Genomic DNA, 14,624 nt, shown 5'->3' with positions numbered 1-14,624 from the left:
TCAACGAGCCGGCAGACTGCCGGATGCCAGATGATACGTTAATTGTCTGCTGCAAAGCCTGAGGCTGTTTTACAGCACAGCTGGCAGTGTTTCAGGTACGGTAGCTATGGGGAATCCACTTTCCCCATTTTGCTTCATAAATTGCTTTGTTTTTCAGGAACAATTCCTGTTTACGCTCTTGCCCCAGCTTGTTGAAAGAAGCGGAAAGATTGTGATGCACAAAGACATCGTCAGCGCAGACAACGCGGAATTTCGCTGCTTCCGCACGGCGGCAATAATCATCATCCTCAAAGAATCCTAGGCCGAACGCCTCATCCAGTCCGCCGATCTGATCGTAGGTTGTACGGGTAATCATGACGCAGAAAAATGCCAGGGTACGGATATCAAACGACTGTCCCAGGTGGGTTAACGTATATTCCCGCGCTTTGGTTGGCATCTCGTCCAGAGAATCATACGTAATATCGATTTTTGCCTCATTGCCGATATTATTGGTGACTGGCCCGATCAGGCCAATCTCCGGATTTTTCCGGCAATGACGAATCAGGCTGCTGGCCCAGCCACGCGTGACGACCGTGTCATTATTCAGGACGACCAGATAGTCACCTTTTGCCTTTGCCAGACCCTGATTGTTTGCTTTGGAAAAACCGGTATTGTCATCATTCAGTATCAGCGACACATGCGCTTTGCCTGCCGCGAATTGTTGCAGGTAATCCTGGGTGCCGTCACTGGAGGCATTGTCAACGACAATGATTTCATACCGGATGTGTGTCGTTTCTGCTTCAATACTGGCGAGACACAGCTGGGTCAGGTTCAGGTTGTTATAGGTAACCACGACGATGCTGACCAGCGGTGAGCGACTTTGCTCCAGCGCGCTTTCCAGCTCTTCCGCACGGTGCACCCAGGTCTGTTCACTGGCGTAAGTGATGCGTTGCTGACGTTGCGGTGCATCAGGCGCTTCCTGCAAAGCCAGTTCGCAATGCGCGATAAACTGACTGCTGTCGTCGGCCAGATAAACCATTTGTTTCATGCTGGCCAGTTCCGGCAGCTGTACGCTGACCACCGGCTTGCCGGAACACATGTATTCATACACCTTGACCGGGTTCGTTGCCAGTGTCAGATCAATAATCTGGAATGGCAGGATGCAGACATCAAATGCATACAGATAGTGCGGCAACTGCTGATACGCCACTTCACCTGTCAGTTTGACGTTGCCGTATTTTGCCAGTTTCTTGGCAGCACCGCAGGTATCCGCCCCGACCAGCAGAATCAGGCATTCCGGAAAGTGTTCTGCCAGCTTGGCGACGATGCCGCAGTCAAACCAGTCTGAAATGGCGCCGAAATAGCCGAGGATTTTTCTTTGCCTCGGATCGTGATACACATCTGCCGGACGCTGGCTGAAATGCCTGAATTCGCAGGCATTCCTGACGATAAAGGTATTCGGATTCTTATCTTTGGCAATGTTGTACAGCCAGTCCGACGTGACGATCAGAGTATCTGCTTCTGCCATCAGTGCACGCTCACCGGCAATCACGTCCGGTGGACAATTTCCAAATCCTTCGTGATGATCCATGCAGTCGTACACCAGACGGCTGGACGGTGCACTGTGCGCCATCGGCAGCCAGAACGGGTGCTGAACGATGGAAATCAGATCTTTGATTTCTGCGTCCTGTAACAGCATCGCAAAGCCAGTCTGCAACTGACGCAACAGGTTACTGTCCGCACTATGGTGATAGATCGGCGGCGCTGAATTTGCGTACAGGCGAATCTGAAACACATTGTGCATGTCTGGAATCGGTTCAACCTGGTAGCCAGGTTCAGCCCGGTTAACGAGTTCGGAACTGATGTAGAAAACCCGGTGATGGCGCTGATGAAAGCCGATCGCCAGTTGTTGCGGACGCTGGAAGCGGAAATGCCAGTCAATCACGCCCCAGAAAAATACATCTTCTATTCCATCCGGTGCGCTGCTACTGAGCAGTCCGTCAAACGGGTTGGTGCCGGCAGCCGTGCCGACGGCACAGACCCAGCTCTGGCCGGACTCAGCTGCAGGCAGATTATTTCTGAGTGTTGCCGTAATCCCGCTGTGATTCAGCACAGACTGGACCGGTGCAGGCATCACGCGGTAAGCATTGCGTAGCTGTGTGCGGATGGAGACACCGCCAAACAATCGCCTCAGGGCGCGGATCGGTTTGGTGATTTTCCAGGAGGTTGAATTCCAGAGTTCTTCAATCCTGGCATCGGCCTGCCGTAGTTGCTGCTGAAGATCCATCACCACATGACCAGTTTTCTCAATTTCCTGTTCCAGGATCAGTTGTTGATTTTTTTCATGCCCGATCTGGCTGGATAAGGCATGTTGCTGCTCAATCGCTACATGAAACTCCTGCGTCAGTGCCGCATAAGACTGGTCTTTTTCACTGATCAGTTGCAGGTAATGGCGATCTTGTAATTCAAATTGCCGAACCAGTTCAGCAATTTTCTGATGCGAATTTTCCAAAGATTGCTGACGATTTTCGAGTAACACCGACAGGCGTTCATTTTCCTGCTGCTGCCGGACATTGATGGCATGTGTATCGTCCATCAGCACTTGCGTTTTGGCGACATGGCCCGCTTCGTTGCTGACATAGGCCCGCACGACATACTGATAGTCGTTACCGTAAGGGTTGGCATTGAGCATTTGCTGCTGCATCGGATTCAGGGTCGTCCAGTGATGCCCCAGTTCTGCTTCGGCAGCGGGTTTCTGAATGGCAAACCAGTGACTGGGCAACAAGCCGCATTCAAACAATACCTGCTCAAAATCATGGCGGGTAAAAAAACGCAAATGTGTTTGATCCAGCAATCCTCGGGACTGGTAAGGAAAACGCCCTGTCATCAGCGATGCCAGCACCGAATTATGGCCAACATTCGGGATAGAAATTACTGCATAACCATCCGGTGTCAGCAGGCTGCGCATATCCCGCAGACATTGCCACGGATTTTGCAGATGCTCCAGCACATCGGCGGCAATGATGACATCGAAGCGCTGTCCGGCAAATGCCTGCAGCCAGTCTGACTGATTGAGATCACCCTGCACCACGGTCTGGCAAACATCCCGTAATGCATCGGCACAGGCCTCATCCAGCTCTACTGCACTGACGGTGCATTGCTGATGCTGCGCCAGATAACGCAGGATCGTGCCTGGCCCGGGGCCGAGTTCCAGTACCGATTTCCGCTCACCGGTCAACCGGATAACCTGTGTCGCAGCCGTGTTGGCAGAAAGATCAATGTCGTACTGATAGCGTTCAGCAACCGGAATCGCCGTATTACTTTTTGATGTATTCATAATGTGGACAACAAATGATGACGCATTCTGTCGACAGGAATTTCCAGCATGCCACTCTGAACTGTCAGCGTTGAATGCAGGGCGTAGGCATCATGGATCCAGTGATGCATCAGATGATTTCTGGCATTCCCTTCCCCGACTGCAACGCTGATCATGTAATCGCCGAGCGTCAGACCGGGGACGGTGAGATCAAATTCCACCTGCAATGATTGCCCTGCCTGGAGGGCAGGTAAATGGCCTTGTGCATCGGCGGAGTTGCCGCCAAACATGACCTGCCCCAGTCTGTCTTTCAGAGAGAAACCGACCAGCGGATGTGCTGTGTCCTGATGCGCCATAATCTGTATGTTCAGGCATAAAGACGTCGCGCCGTGCAGCTGAAATACCGGTTCCCCTGCGCTGTCCAGAACGCTGACTGTCTGCACGGATAATCCCTTCAGCCCGAATTCTCCCTGATTTACCGCAGAATCGCCAGTTTTTACCGGTGCCTGCTCCGTTTGCGGTTGCTGATGGAAATATTGTTTTTGCAAGTAATATTCGGTGATGGTTTTTGGGTCGCCATCGGCCAGCAGCATTCCGTGCTCCAGCAAAATCGCGCGGTTGCACAGGCTGACGACGCTGGCGCTGTCATGGCTGACAAACAGGATGGTGCCTTTTTCCGCAAAAGACTGCAGAAAACGCATGCATTTCTGGGTAAAAAAGACATCACCGACAGCCAGTGCTTCGTCAATCACCAGAATATCCGCATCAATATTGGCAATCACGGCAAACGCCAGCCGTACAAACATGCCGCTGGAATAAGTCTTGACTGGTTTGTCTATAAAATCCCCGATATCCGCAAAAGCCGCGATCGCCCCGATTTTTTGTTCGGTTTCTGCGTGACTCAGGCCATACAGGGCGGCACTTAAACGGATATTTTCCCAGCCGGTAAAATCCAGGTTGAATCCGGCCCCAAGTTCGAGCAATGCCGCCAGCCGGCCATTGACCTGTACCTTACCGCAACTGGGGTTCAGCGTATTGCATAAAAGCTGCAACAAAGTTGATTTTCCCGAACCATTCTGCCCGATCACGCCGATCACTTCACCCCGCCGCACGGTCAGGTCTAATGGCCTGAGCGCCCAGAAATCATCTGTTCTCCGGGCTGGCCGGAATTGCGCCAGCATCTGACGCAAGGGGCTGGCGTTCAAGGCATAGGCCTTGCCAATACCTTGAGCGGAAATCATGACATCAGAGGACATCACTGAACCCCCGGCGCAAGACGGTGAAGCACGAATAACCCAGATAAAACAGCAGCAGTGCAAAGCCATACAGTGCGAGAAGCACGGTGAATGCAGGTAGCTGCTGCCAGAACAGCAGATCGCGCAAAGTTTCAATCATCAGCGTCATTGGATTAGCCATCAGCCAGGGACGGATAAATTCCGGTAGCACCTGTACTGAATAAAACACCGGACTCAGGAACATCAGCGCACTGGTCAGTGCCGGCATCATCTGCTCCATATCGCGGAAATACACGCCAATCGCGCTGAGCAGCCAGCTCATGCCTGTGAGGCAAAAAACAAACGGCAGCAGTAATAACGGAGTCAGCAGCCAGTGCCATGTAACGGCTACGGGCGACGCCAAAGTGAAGCCCGCCAGCACCAGACCGCTGATGAGGAAATGAAATCCACCGATGACGACCGGAATGACCGGGAGAATATCCAGGGGGAAAATCACGCGCTTGACGAAATTCACATGTTGCAGAATCGTGACCGGTGCTTTGGAAAGACATTCTGCAAACCAGTTAAACGTCATCAGACCGGCATACAGAATCAGGGCAAAACTCAGTCTTTCCGACCAGGTCTGTGGCGGCGGTGCATTGCCCCAGCGTGATTTGAATATTTCGCCAAAAACGAAAGCGTAAATTGCCAGCATGGTCAGTGGCAGCAGCACAGACCAGGCCAGGCCCAGTGCTGAGGCCTTATATTTGGCACTGATATCGCGTTTGCAAAGCTGATACAGCAATTCCCGGTTGATCCACAAACTGACCCATGGCGCCCGCAAAAAGCACAGGAGAGATTTAAATATACGCATTGCTGGGGCAGGGGGGCACGAGGCTTGTTGTAGAGAAGTAATTGATCGGAGCAGCGATAATTATTTGATTTTATAATCGCAGCCCGCATTCTACTATATAGGGCTGTGCGATTGACCAGTAAAACAAATTGTTGCATAAATGCAGGAATTTACACAAAACGTGATCAAAACTCATCAAGATGATTTCTGGGATTTTCCCTTATTGCCAGCTCAATAACAGGTAAAATCCCGATATTTCGCCAGCTCAACAGAAAACGGTCACCTGCGCCCAAATAACCCGGCGCGACTACCAGGGTTTTGTCCCTGCCTGTGGTCGGATGGCGGATGACTCACAGAAATGTTTTAAATTATATTTATTGAAAGACAGGTTTGTATGTTGAATAAGTTGCGACGCTTATCCCTGGTGTCCGGACTGACCATGATCGCGGCGGCCATGTTGCCACAGACGGTATTGGCGGCCTTGAGCCGTAAGCTGTTTGAAGCCAATACCGTGCCTGAAGCGCTCAGAAACCTGACCGAGAAAGAAGCGCCGGAGCCGAGTAACCGGTTGCTGATTGAGATGCCGGAAGTCAGCCTGGATCCGGAGCGGATTCCGGTTCGTATCCGCAGCGAGCTGCCTGGAACAGAAATGATGTTGCTGATGGCGGCAACGGCGGTGCCGCCGGCCATTGCGCAGTTCACCATACCGGTCGGTACCGAAGCCGAGATTCAGACGCAGATCCGCCTGAAAGGAACGACCACGGTGCAACTGATCGTGCGGGCTGGAGGCAAGCTTTACACGGCGCAAAAAGAAGTCAAAATTGCGGTTCCGTTTGATAACAAACTTTTATCCGAATAACTATGATCGCATTAACATGCAAACGTCAGAATGATTTCGTGGAAATGACTTTGCTGATAGATAATCCCTTCCGCGATGACAGTGCCTTGCAGGCCAAATCCGGTAAAGTCAGTTACCGCAATTTCATTCAGGAACTCAGCATTACCAGCAATGACCGCGTGTTGCTGACAGCACAGTTCAATCCGGCCATGGCGGCACATCCCAAGCTGGTGTGCCGTGCCAGGCATTTGTTGAAAAACGATATCGTCAAAGTAGAATGGCTGGATAATCTTGGCAAAACCGCTGTTGAAACTTTCCGCGTCACCGTATAGAGAACCGCATGTCCATGAATCTGACACCGATCGGTGAGTTATTAATTCAGAAGCAACTGGTTTCCGGCGTTGACGTAGAGCGGGCGCTGCAGTTGCAACCCCAGCTTGGTGCGCGGCTGGGGCAGATACTGATCCGTATCGGTGCTATTTCCGAAGACAATCTGCTGCCGGTGTTGGCCGGGCAGCTGGAAATACCGGTGCTGGATGAAGCTTTGCTGCCCACTTCAGCGGCAGTGATCGAGCAGGCTGCGCAGCTCGGCGGGATCAGCACGGGCTGGCTGGCCGAGCAGGGTGTCGTGATCTGGGAAGGGGCGGAAGGTGCTATCGAATGTGCTTCCGCCAATCCGCTCAACAGTTTTGTGAATGAAACCCTGAGCAGCAGTTTTACGCAGCACCGGCTGCAATGGCATTTCATCCGTTCCCGCGACGTGGAGCGGATGTTCAACCTGCTGCGTGCCGATAATCTGGCCAGCGCCTTTTCCGATGAAGTCGCGCATTTGCGCGAGCTGGCCGAAGAAGCGCCGGTCATCGAGCTGGTCAATAACACCTGGGCACAGGCGATTGATCTGGGGGCATCGGATATTCACATCGAACCGGAAGAGCATGGGTTTGAAATCCGTTTCCGGGTGGATGGCATCCTGACCACCAAGATGCGTTTCGGCAGAGACCGCTTCGACGCCGTGGTGTCGCGCATCAAGCTGATTTCGGGGCTGGATATTGCCGAACGTCGCCTGCCGCAGGATGGCCGCATCAGCATTCGTGCCAGCGGCATCGACATCGACATCCGGGTATCGGTGATTCCTGGTGTGCATGGCGAATCAATCGTGTTGCGTTTGCTACCTAAGGAGCGCAAGGATTTCAGCCTCAAAAAACTGGGTATGGAAGCCGATCATCTGGAAAAATTCCGGCAATGGATCAAGGAGCCGCACGGCATCGTGCTGGTGACCGGGCCGACCGGTTCCGGAAAAAGCACCAGCTTATATGCTGCGCTGGCCGAAGCGAACGATCGTGAAAAGAAAATCATCACGGTCGAAGATCCGGTGGAATACAAGATGGACGGCATCACCCAGATCCAGACGCACGCAGAAATCGAGTACACCTTTGCCCGTGCGCTCAGGGCGATCCTGCGGCATGACCCCGATATCATCATGATCGGTGAAATCCGTGACCTGGAAACTGCAGAAATCGCGGTGCAGTCGGCGCTCACCGGGCACATGGTGTTTTCCACCCTGCATACCAATGATGCGCTGGGCGCGTTCAACCGTCTGATCGACATGGGGCTGGAACCTTTTCTGGTGGCTTCCTCCCTGCGTGCGGTGCAGGCGCAGCGACTGGTGCGCCGCCTGTGCCAGCACTGTGCCAGACCAGTCACGGAAGACGAAATGCTGCAGTCGGCGCCGGCCGAATTCAGCAGCCAGATGCAGGATTTGCAGCAGCGTTTCCCGGCATTGCTGGCGTCCCCGGCGCAATGGCATCACGCTGCCGGTTGCCCGCAATGCCAGCAGACCGGCTATCGTGGCCGGGTCGGTATTTATGAATTTGTTGAAGTCACAACTGCATTGCAGGCGGCGATTGTGCAACGCATGCCCGCGCATGAGTTGAATCAGCTGGCAAGGCGCGATGGTTATCGCAATTTGCGGGAAGACGGATTGATCAAGGCGAGAAATGGCATGACAACGATCGATGAAGTCATGCGGGTCACCGGTTTAAGTAATCAGGTGGCAGGCTGATGGCATATCAATACGAAGCCAGCACCGCAGACGGGCGCATGGTGAAAGGCCAGATCGAAGCGGGCAATGAGGCAGATGCCATACGCCTGCTGCGGCAGCAGGGACTGACGCCTGTCTCACTGCGTCCGATCAGCTTGCAGGCAGCCAGTCAGCCGGCCAGCAGACGGATCGTCAGCGCGCAGGACAAAATGCTGATGGTGCGGGAACTGGCAACCTTGCTGGCAGCAGGAGTATCGTTGGTGGAAGCCATCCAGTCCATGAGCGAGGCCTCTGGCGCCACGCCCGTCGGCCAGGCTGCACAACAGATTGCCCAGACTCTGCGTGGCGGCGGCAAACTCACGGATGCCCTGGCAACCTGCGGCATTGATTTTCCTGATTATCTGATGCAACTGGTTGCCGCTGGTGAAATGACCGGCAAACTCGCCCATTCCCTGCATCATGCGGCGAATCAGATGGAGTATGAAGAGAAAGTCCGTCAGGATATGCGCAATGCGCTGACCTATCCGGCGGTGCTGGCGGTTTCCGGGGTACTCGCGACTCTGCTGATTTTTATCGTCGTGGTGCCCAAATTTGCCGGACTGCTCAAAAACAACAAAGGCAAGTTACCCGATATCTCCGTCTGGGTGCTGCAGACCGGCATGTTTGTGAAAGAGCATTTGCTGATTCTGGGCGTCGGAGCCGGATTGGCGGTATTTTTCCTGGCAGGGATATTTTCTCGCCCTCAGGTCAGGCAGAAATTCTGGGATGCGCTGGCGCACATGCCCCTGATCGGCGCATGGCTGATCGAAACGGAAATCGGCCGCTGGGCCGGCATGTTGTCCACCCTGCTGGAAAACCGCGTGCCCATCGTGAAGGCGATGGAACTGGCGCAGGGGGGAGTGCAGATCAGCCTGTTGAAACAGCAGCTGGCGCTGGCAGTGCGCGATCTTAAAGGCGGTACTTCGCTGGCCGAGTCGCTGGGTGTGCACCGCACACTGAACCCGATGGGCCTGAATCTGGTCAGAGTAGGGGAGCGCACCGGCGAATTGTCCACTACCCTGAAAACCTTGTCCGTGCTGCATACCAATGCCGGGCAGGAGAGGATGAAAAAATTTTTGATCATGCTCGAACCCATCACGATTTTGCTGATTGGTTCCGTCATCGGTCTGATCATGGCTGCTATCATGATGGCGATCACCAGCCTGAGCGATATCGCAGTCTAGGTGCAATGAATTAAATCATGGAATCACGTACTTTCAGAAATCCGGAACCGAAATGAAAAACACACGTCAATTACTCCGCCAGGCCGGCTTTACGCTGATCGAAATGCTGGTCACGCTGGTGATTATCGGCTTGCTGGCAAGTCTGGTCGGCCCCAAGCTGTTTGGCAAGCTCGACTCATCCAAAGTCCAGACTGCGCAAACCCAGGTCAAGATGCTCAAGGGTGCGCTCGAAACCATGCGGCTCGACATTGGCCGTTTTCCCACGCAGTCAGAAGGTCTGGCAATCCTGAATACGCCGCCTGCCGATGAAAAAATCAAAAACAAATGGAAAGGCCCGTATCTGGATGAGGAGCTGCCGACCGATCCGTGGGGTGCGCCTTACGTGTATGCCGTGCCGGGACCGGCAGGCAAGCCGTTTGCCCTGTACTCACTGGGCCCGGACGGTAATCAGAATGGCGAGGGTGCCATCGGTATCGTTCCTGCTGGCGATCATGCCAACAAGCAGCCATAAAAAAAAGCATTCCGGGCAATACGGTTTCACCTTGCTGGAGTTATTGATTGTCCTGGCGATGTTAGGCCTGTTGGGGTCGCTGGCGATGCCGGCGCTGGGCAAGCTGATTGACAGCGTGCGCTATCGCAGCGAACGGTCCGGAGTGCTGGCGCAGATTAATGCGCTCAGTTACCGCCATTACCTGCTGGCACAGGATTCTGTGCTGAAAACGGATAATCTGGCCGATGTGCTGAAAGACGGCAAGCCTGCGCTCGATTTGCCTGTGGGATGGTCGGTGCGCATACCGGTGCCGCTGCATTACCAGTTTAATGGCTATTGTGATGGCGGCGTGCTGGAGCTCCGGATTCCTGAACATCCGCCGGAAGTGATACGTCTGTCTGCGCCACGATGCGGGGTCAGTGATGCGCAATAAATACCCGGATATCTGCCGTCGTCAGCGCGGCTTTACCCTGCTCGAAGCGATCGTTGCATTTGCGCTCATCGGCACCATCGGCATGACCCTGTTTGCCTGGATCAACACCAGCATCATTTCACTGGGGAAAGTGCAGACCATCAATGCGCGTAATGATGCGATCGCCAATGTAGTCAGCTATATGCAGGCGGTCAATCCCATGCAAAATCCGGACGGCAAGGCAGAATTCGGCGCTTACCGTATCGAGTGGAAATCCAGAGTGTCCGGGCCGGTGGCGGATAATCGTGCCTATCCGTCCGGCATCGGCCTGTATCAGGTCGGTTTGTATGAGGTGGATGTGACTGGGCGCACGGTGGAAGATCCGGCCTGGTTCACCCTGCATCTGAAACTGGCAGGTTTTAAGAAAGTGCGTGCGCTCAATGGCATCTTCTGATAAACCCGCCGCCGGATTCACAATTCTGGAAATGCTGGTCGTGATTGCCATGTCCGGTATGATCGTCATGATCCTGCTGCAGGCATTGCAACACACCATGAGCCTGCACCAGCGTTTCGGCACCGAACTCGACCGCAACAGCAATCAGGCGATGGCGCAGTCGTGGCTGACTCAGCTGCTGGAAGGCGTGCAGCCGGACGATGAAGACGGCAAGCAGCAATTCAAAGGTCGGCCATTGCAGATCAGCGCTATCAGCACCTCCGTCTTTACCGGCCAGTTTGGCGTACCGACCGCATTTCAATTGCGCCTGCGGTTTGATGTCGCTGAAAAACGCATGGTGCTGGAATACAGCGATACACAGTATCAGGATAAGCCCCTGCGTTTGCTGAGTTGGGAAGGACGGCGCGGCCGGTTTATCTATCTCGATACCAAACAGCAGGAGCATGAAAGCTGGCCGCCGGAATTTGACCGCAGCCGCCAGATACCGGAAAGCATCCGCATCGAGACTGAGCGTGATGGTCAGCCGTGGGTGCTGGCGTTCAAACCGGCTGGACCCGTCAATCCCTTGCCGGATATCCGGAAAAAATTTAACGAGGTGATGCGGTGAAGTCGCGCGGATTCATTCTGGTGGCAACGCTGTGGATACTGGCCGGCATTACGATTGCCGCTACCTATTTCGCCCAGCGGATTGCCGCCTCGATCGAACTGGCCAAGCAATACGACGCCCACATCCAGACCCAGATTGCCTGCAGCGACAGCAAGGCAGAAATCGCCTACCTGCTGGCGACCCAGGGATTCAGCATGTATGGCCTGGGGGATCCGGCGACGCATATCAAGCTCAATAACCAGCCTTACCGCATGGAGGGCGATTGCATTGCCCGGTTTCAGGATACTCGCGGTTTGTATGCCATCAATGGCGCCAGCCGGGATACGCTGGGGGTCCTGCTGAACCGTAAAGGAGTGCCGGAAGCCGAGCACGACCGGTTATTTGATACCCTGATGGATTACATGGACCCGACGCCGAATATGCACCGTCTGAATGGCGTCCAGAAAGAGGACTACAAGACTCACGGTCTGCCTGCCCCGACCGGGCAATTGCTGGTGACGCCGGATCAGCTGCGTCAGGTTTATGGCTGGAAAGAGCAGGACAGCCTCTGGTCGGGCAGCGAACCGATCACCGACTGGGTGACCACTGCCAGAGTCATAGCCGTGAATCCGAATACCGCCATACCGGCGGTTCTGATGACTTTGCCGGGGATTACCGCAGAAGCGGTACCCAGAATTTTGCAATACCGGGATATCGAACCGATTCTGAATGAAGGGCAACTGGCAAATCTGCTTGGCATTGACGTGCAACAGCTGTATTTTAAAGTGATTGCCTTCCCGGCAGATACGATCCGGGTCAGTCTGGGCGCAGACAGTCAGCAGACATCTATCAGATATAATGTGGCGCTTACTCCGATCGCTCCCGAGGCACCCTGGCGTATCGACTACTACTACCGTATTCCTCAACGAATAATACAAAAAAATAATGACGCCATTCCGTCAATTCCTTTCGACCTTACGGCAACGCCTGCCAGCGCCGCGACGGCTCCTTTTATCCTCCAGGGCGCCTCTCAGTAAGCCCGGTACCGCGCTGCTGCCAGCGCAACTGGTGATCGCCCGCGGATTTTGCCGTTTTTCCCGCTTTGACCTGAAAAATATTCCGGCCAAACGCAGGCTGCAGGCGCTGCAATTGCAGTTGCGGCAATGGTCACCGTTTGCACAACCGGAATTTGCGATTGTGCTGGAATCTGATGCTGCGCTGGTCTGGTGCTGGGATGCCGCCTGGCTGAGTGCGCGGCGTGCCGAATTGCCCGCAACGTGGCAAAACGCCGAGGCAATTCCGGAGACCGTGCTGCAAGCGCCGCATACCGATGGCATGCGTCTGGTCACCTGTCCGGATGGCGTCGAAGCCCAATACTGGAAACAGGGCGAATTGCACGGCAGCCGCTGGTGGCCGCAAACACCGGAGCTGCAGGATTACATCGGATTTTGCCGTGAAGCCGGCAGCCCGCTTCCTGTTTCAGCGCAATTACCGACAGCGCAGCAACCCGCCATCCGCATCCAGCCGTGGCTGCCCGTCATCACCAGCGCCGGATTGTCGCAATCTCACCACCGTCTGGAACAGTGGTTTTATGCCCTGCTGTTTTTGTGTCTGGTGCTGCCTTATGGCTGGTACAGCCTGCGCGAGCAGCAACTCAACCGTGGGCTGAATCAGATCCGCACCGACATGGCACAGCTGACCGGACAGGCCAACAATCTGGTACAGGCCAGAGAAACCGCATTGCGTGCTGTGGATGAAATTGCGGCGCGCCAGCGTCTCGACCCTTATCCGGGTCAGCTTGACCTGATGACCGCAGTCGCAGAAGCCCTGCCGTCTGACTCCACCATCCGCGAATGGGAATTTCAGGAAAATAAACTCCGCATCGTGATTGCCGGTGGGCTGGAAACGCCATCCCGCGCCGACATTACCAAAAACCTCATCGCCAGCGGTTATTTTGCACAAGTGCAGAACCTGTTGGCACGCGACACCAAAGCGCTGTCATTCCGCATGACGGTGCTGCCGCGCAAAGGCGTGAGCATGACGACAGACAATCCTGCAGGAGGAAAAGAATAAAATGGCTGACAGTCTCCGTGCACAACTCAGCAACAACATCCGGCTGCGTATCGGCCTGGCATTGATTGTGGCAACGCTGGGCACTTACCTGACCCTGGATCAATCGGAACGGGTCGTCAAAAAACAGAAAGAATACCGTCGTCTCAGCGTCCAGCTGGCGCAGGCACGGCAGCAGGCAACCGATACATCATGGCTGGTACGCAGCAAGGAAGCTGGTAAGGCGCTCGATGAATTGCGTACCAAAGACTGGACCGACAGCAATCACGGTCTGATCCAGTCCAAGTGGAACGATTACCTGCAAAATCTGCTGTTGCAGGAAAAAGCCGTCAATGCAACCGTCGCGCTGTCCGAAGCACTGGCAGACGACGGTGCAAAGACCAGAGAGGACGAAGCTGCGACGGTCCCGGGCGTCAGCGTCATGCGTGCCAAGCTGCGCTTCGAGGCATTGCCGCGTACGTTGTATAGTCTGTTGCAGATCATCGACACCAACAAGCAAACGATGGTCGTCGACAGCCTGACCTATAACTGGGTCGGCACCACAGGGCGGGCTGAAATGAATCTGAAAGCATTAACCCGTTTGTCCGGGCAGTCCGGCGGGCAGGGCGCAGCCGGTGCCGCAGACAGCGCCACAAATAGCGCCACAAATAGCGCCAATGAAGCATCACCTGCGAAAGGACAATCCTGATGTGGCTCCGGATTCGTTTCACCGCCATGGTCACCAGCCTGCTGGCAATATCCGGAATCGGCATCATGGCAATTGCCATGCCGCCTTTGCCCGTCGTAAAGCTCGCACCCAGCGGTGCTTCTCAATGGGAAATTCCGACAGTCTATAAGGCCGATCCCAAAATGAAAGTGGAGCAGCTCAGTAGCCGGACCTTATGGAAGGAACCAGCCGCTGAACTCCGGCTGGCCGAAGATAAACCGCTGACGCCGCCGGACTGGCGTATCGTGGCGGTAGTGAAGACAGGCGGCAGCAATCAGTTGGTGATCAGTTTCAAAGATAATCCCGCCAACTTGCAGACACTCAGCGCAGGCGATAAATTGCCCGGCGGTTTTCCGGTGATGCGGATAGAACAAAACTGGGTCGTTATTTCTGTCAACGGCAAAAAGGCCATGCTCGCAGTCGGGCGTAACTAATATGAATG

At 54.6% G+C, this 14,624-nt stretch carries 15 protein-coding genes; 12 read left to right on the top strand and 3 right to left on the bottom strand.

Annotated features, from left to right (window positions below; all coding sequences use genetic code 11):
* Positions 1-91: 91 nt before the first annotated feature.
* From HV832_RS01390 to HV832_RS01380, 3 genes are read right to left on the bottom strand one after another with little or no spacing between them, the layout of a single operon-like run.
* Entirely contained in the window at positions 92-3,316 is a 3,225-nt protein-coding gene (locus HV832_RS01390) for a glycosyltransferase (protein WP_176801751.1), read from the bottom strand.
* On the bottom strand, positions 3,313-4,536 hold the full coding sequence (locus tag HV832_RS01385; RefSeq protein ID WP_244954588.1) for an ABC transporter ATP-binding protein: 1,224 nt from the start codon (positions 4,534-4,536) through the stop codon (positions 3,313-3,315). Before HV832_RS01385 ends, HV832_RS01390 begins: the two co-directional genes overlap by 4 nt.
* A gap of 4 nt (positions 4,537-4,540) precedes the next feature.
* Entirely contained in the window at positions 4,541-5,383 is an 843-nt protein-coding gene (locus HV832_RS01380; RefSeq protein ID WP_176801749.1) for an ABC transporter permease, read from the bottom strand.
* A 373-nt stretch (positions 5,384-5,756) separates the two neighbouring features.
* On the opposite strand from HV832_RS01380, the gene HV832_RS01375 reads away from it, so the two are divergent.
* The 12 genes from HV832_RS01375 to HV832_RS01320 are packed head-to-tail and all read left to right on the top strand — an operon-like array spanning position 5,757 to position 14,616.
* Positions 5,757-6,221 (top strand): thiosulfate oxidation carrier protein SoxY, encoded by a 465-nt coding sequence (locus HV832_RS01375; protein ID WP_176801748.1) that lies wholly within the window; start codon positions 5,757-5,759, stop codon positions 6,219-6,221.
* A 2-nt stretch (positions 6,222-6,223) separates the two neighbouring features.
* Positions 6,224-6,532 (top strand): thiosulfate oxidation carrier complex protein SoxZ, encoded by a 309-nt coding sequence (locus HV832_RS01370; protein ID WP_176801747.1) that lies wholly within the window; start codon positions 6,224-6,226, stop codon positions 6,530-6,532.
* An 8-nt stretch (positions 6,533-6,540) separates the two neighbouring features.
* Entirely contained in the window at positions 6,541-8,262 is a 1,722-nt protein-coding gene (locus HV832_RS01365; protein WP_176801746.1) for a GspE/PulE family protein, read from the top strand.
* The gene (locus tag HV832_RS01360) at positions 8,262-9,464 is read left to right on the top strand and encodes a type II secretion system F family protein (RefSeq protein WP_176801745.1); all 1,203 of its coding nucleotides are present in this window, start codon (positions 8,262-8,264) and stop codon (positions 9,462-9,464) included. The genes HV832_RS01365 and HV832_RS01360 overlap by 1 nt, the downstream gene beginning before the upstream one ends.
* Before the next feature lie 52 nt (positions 9,465-9,516).
* Positions 9,517-9,975, top strand: a complete 459-nt coding sequence (gene gspG / locus HV832_RS01355) for a type II secretion system major pseudopilin GspG (RefSeq protein ID WP_176801744.1) — start codon at positions 9,517-9,519, stop codon at positions 9,973-9,975.
* On the top strand, positions 9,917-10,387 hold the full coding sequence (locus tag HV832_RS01350; protein ID WP_176801743.1) for a pilus assembly FimT family protein: 471 nt from the start codon (positions 9,917-9,919) through the stop codon (positions 10,385-10,387). Before gspG ends, HV832_RS01350 begins: the two co-directional genes overlap by 59 nt.
* Entirely contained in the window at positions 10,377-10,820 is a 444-nt protein-coding gene (locus HV832_RS01345) for a PulJ/GspJ family protein (protein ID WP_176801742.1), read from the top strand. The genes HV832_RS01350 and HV832_RS01345 overlap by 11 nt, the downstream gene beginning before the upstream one ends.
* Positions 10,807-11,427 (top strand): prepilin-type N-terminal cleavage/methylation domain-containing protein, encoded by a 621-nt coding sequence (locus HV832_RS01340; RefSeq protein WP_176801741.1) that lies wholly within the window; start codon positions 10,807-10,809, stop codon positions 11,425-11,427. The genes HV832_RS01345 and HV832_RS01340 overlap by 14 nt, the downstream gene beginning before the upstream one ends.
* Entirely contained in the window at positions 11,424-12,443 is a 1,020-nt protein-coding gene (locus tag HV832_RS01335) for a type II secretion system protein GspK (protein ID WP_176801740.1), read from the top strand. The genes HV832_RS01340 and HV832_RS01335 overlap by 4 nt, the downstream gene beginning before the upstream one ends.
* Entirely contained in the window at positions 12,352-13,479 is a 1,128-nt protein-coding gene (locus HV832_RS01330; protein WP_176801739.1) for a hypothetical protein, read from the top strand. Before HV832_RS01335 ends, HV832_RS01330 begins: the two co-directional genes overlap by 92 nt.
* A gap of 1 nt (position 13,480) precedes the next feature.
* On the top strand, positions 13,481-14,164 hold the full coding sequence (locus tag HV832_RS01325) for a hypothetical protein (protein ID WP_176801738.1): 684 nt from the start codon (positions 13,481-13,483) through the stop codon (positions 14,162-14,164).
* Complete coding sequence (locus HV832_RS01320; protein WP_176801737.1) at positions 14,164-14,616, top strand: hypothetical protein; 453 nt, start codon at positions 14,164-14,166, stop codon at positions 14,614-14,616. The genes HV832_RS01325 and HV832_RS01320 overlap by 1 nt, the downstream gene beginning before the upstream one ends.
* Positions 14,617-14,624 lie beyond the last annotated feature (8 nt).

Origin of the sequence: Cognatundibacterium oligocarboniphilum, from assembly GCF_013377855.1 — a bacterium.
Taxonomy (GTDB): domain Bacteria; phylum Pseudomonadota; class Gammaproteobacteria; order Burkholderiales; family Burkholderiaceae_D; genus Undibacterium; species Undibacterium oligocarboniphilum.
This window is presented reverse-complemented; position numbering and strand designations above follow the sequence as displayed.

Bases quoted from the DNA above. Each gene is read 5' to 3' on its own strand.
- HV832_RS01390 (WP_176801751.1), bottom strand. From the start codon at position 3,316: ATGAATACATCAAAAAGTAATACGGCGATTCCGGTTGCTGAACGCTAT.
- HV832_RS01385 (WP_244954588.1), bottom strand. From the start codon at position 4,536: ATGATTTCCGCTCAAGGTATTGGCAAGGCCTATGCCTTGAACGCCAGC.
- HV832_RS01380 (WP_176801749.1), bottom strand. From the start codon at position 5,383: ATGCGTATATTTAAATCTCTCCTGTGCTTTTTGCGGGCGCCATGGGTC.
- HV832_RS01375 (WP_176801748.1), top strand. From the start codon at position 5,757: ATGTTGAATAAGTTGCGACGCTTATCCCTGGTGTCCGGACTGACCATG.
- HV832_RS01370 (WP_176801747.1), top strand. From the start codon at position 6,224: ATGATCGCATTAACATGCAAACGTCAGAATGATTTCGTGGAAATGACT.
- HV832_RS01365 (WP_176801746.1), top strand. From the start codon at position 6,541: ATGTCCATGAATCTGACACCGATCGGTGAGTTATTAATTCAGAAGCAA.
- HV832_RS01360 (WP_176801745.1), top strand. From the start codon at position 8,262: ATGGCATATCAATACGAAGCCAGCACCGCAGACGGGCGCATGGTGAAA.
- gspG (WP_176801744.1), top strand. From the start codon at position 9,517: ATGAAAAACACACGTCAATTACTCCGCCAGGCCGGCTTTACGCTGATC.
- HV832_RS01350 (WP_176801743.1), top strand. From the start codon at position 9,917: ATGGCGAGGGTGCCATCGGTATCGTTCCTGCTGGCGATCATGCCAACA.
- HV832_RS01345 (WP_176801742.1), top strand. From the start codon at position 10,377: ATGCGCAATAAATACCCGGATATCTGCCGTCGTCAGCGCGGCTTTACC.
- HV832_RS01340 (WP_176801741.1), top strand. From the start codon at position 10,807: ATGGCATCTTCTGATAAACCCGCCGCCGGATTCACAATTCTGGAAATG.
- HV832_RS01330 (WP_176801739.1), top strand. From the start codon at position 12,352: ATGACGCCATTCCGTCAATTCCTTTCGACCTTACGGCAACGCCTGCCA.
- HV832_RS01325 (WP_176801738.1), top strand. From the start codon at position 13,481: ATGGCTGACAGTCTCCGTGCACAACTCAGCAACAACATCCGGCTGCGT.
- HV832_RS01320 (WP_176801737.1), top strand. From the start codon at position 14,164: ATGTGGCTCCGGATTCGTTTCACCGCCATGGTCACCAGCCTGCTGGCA.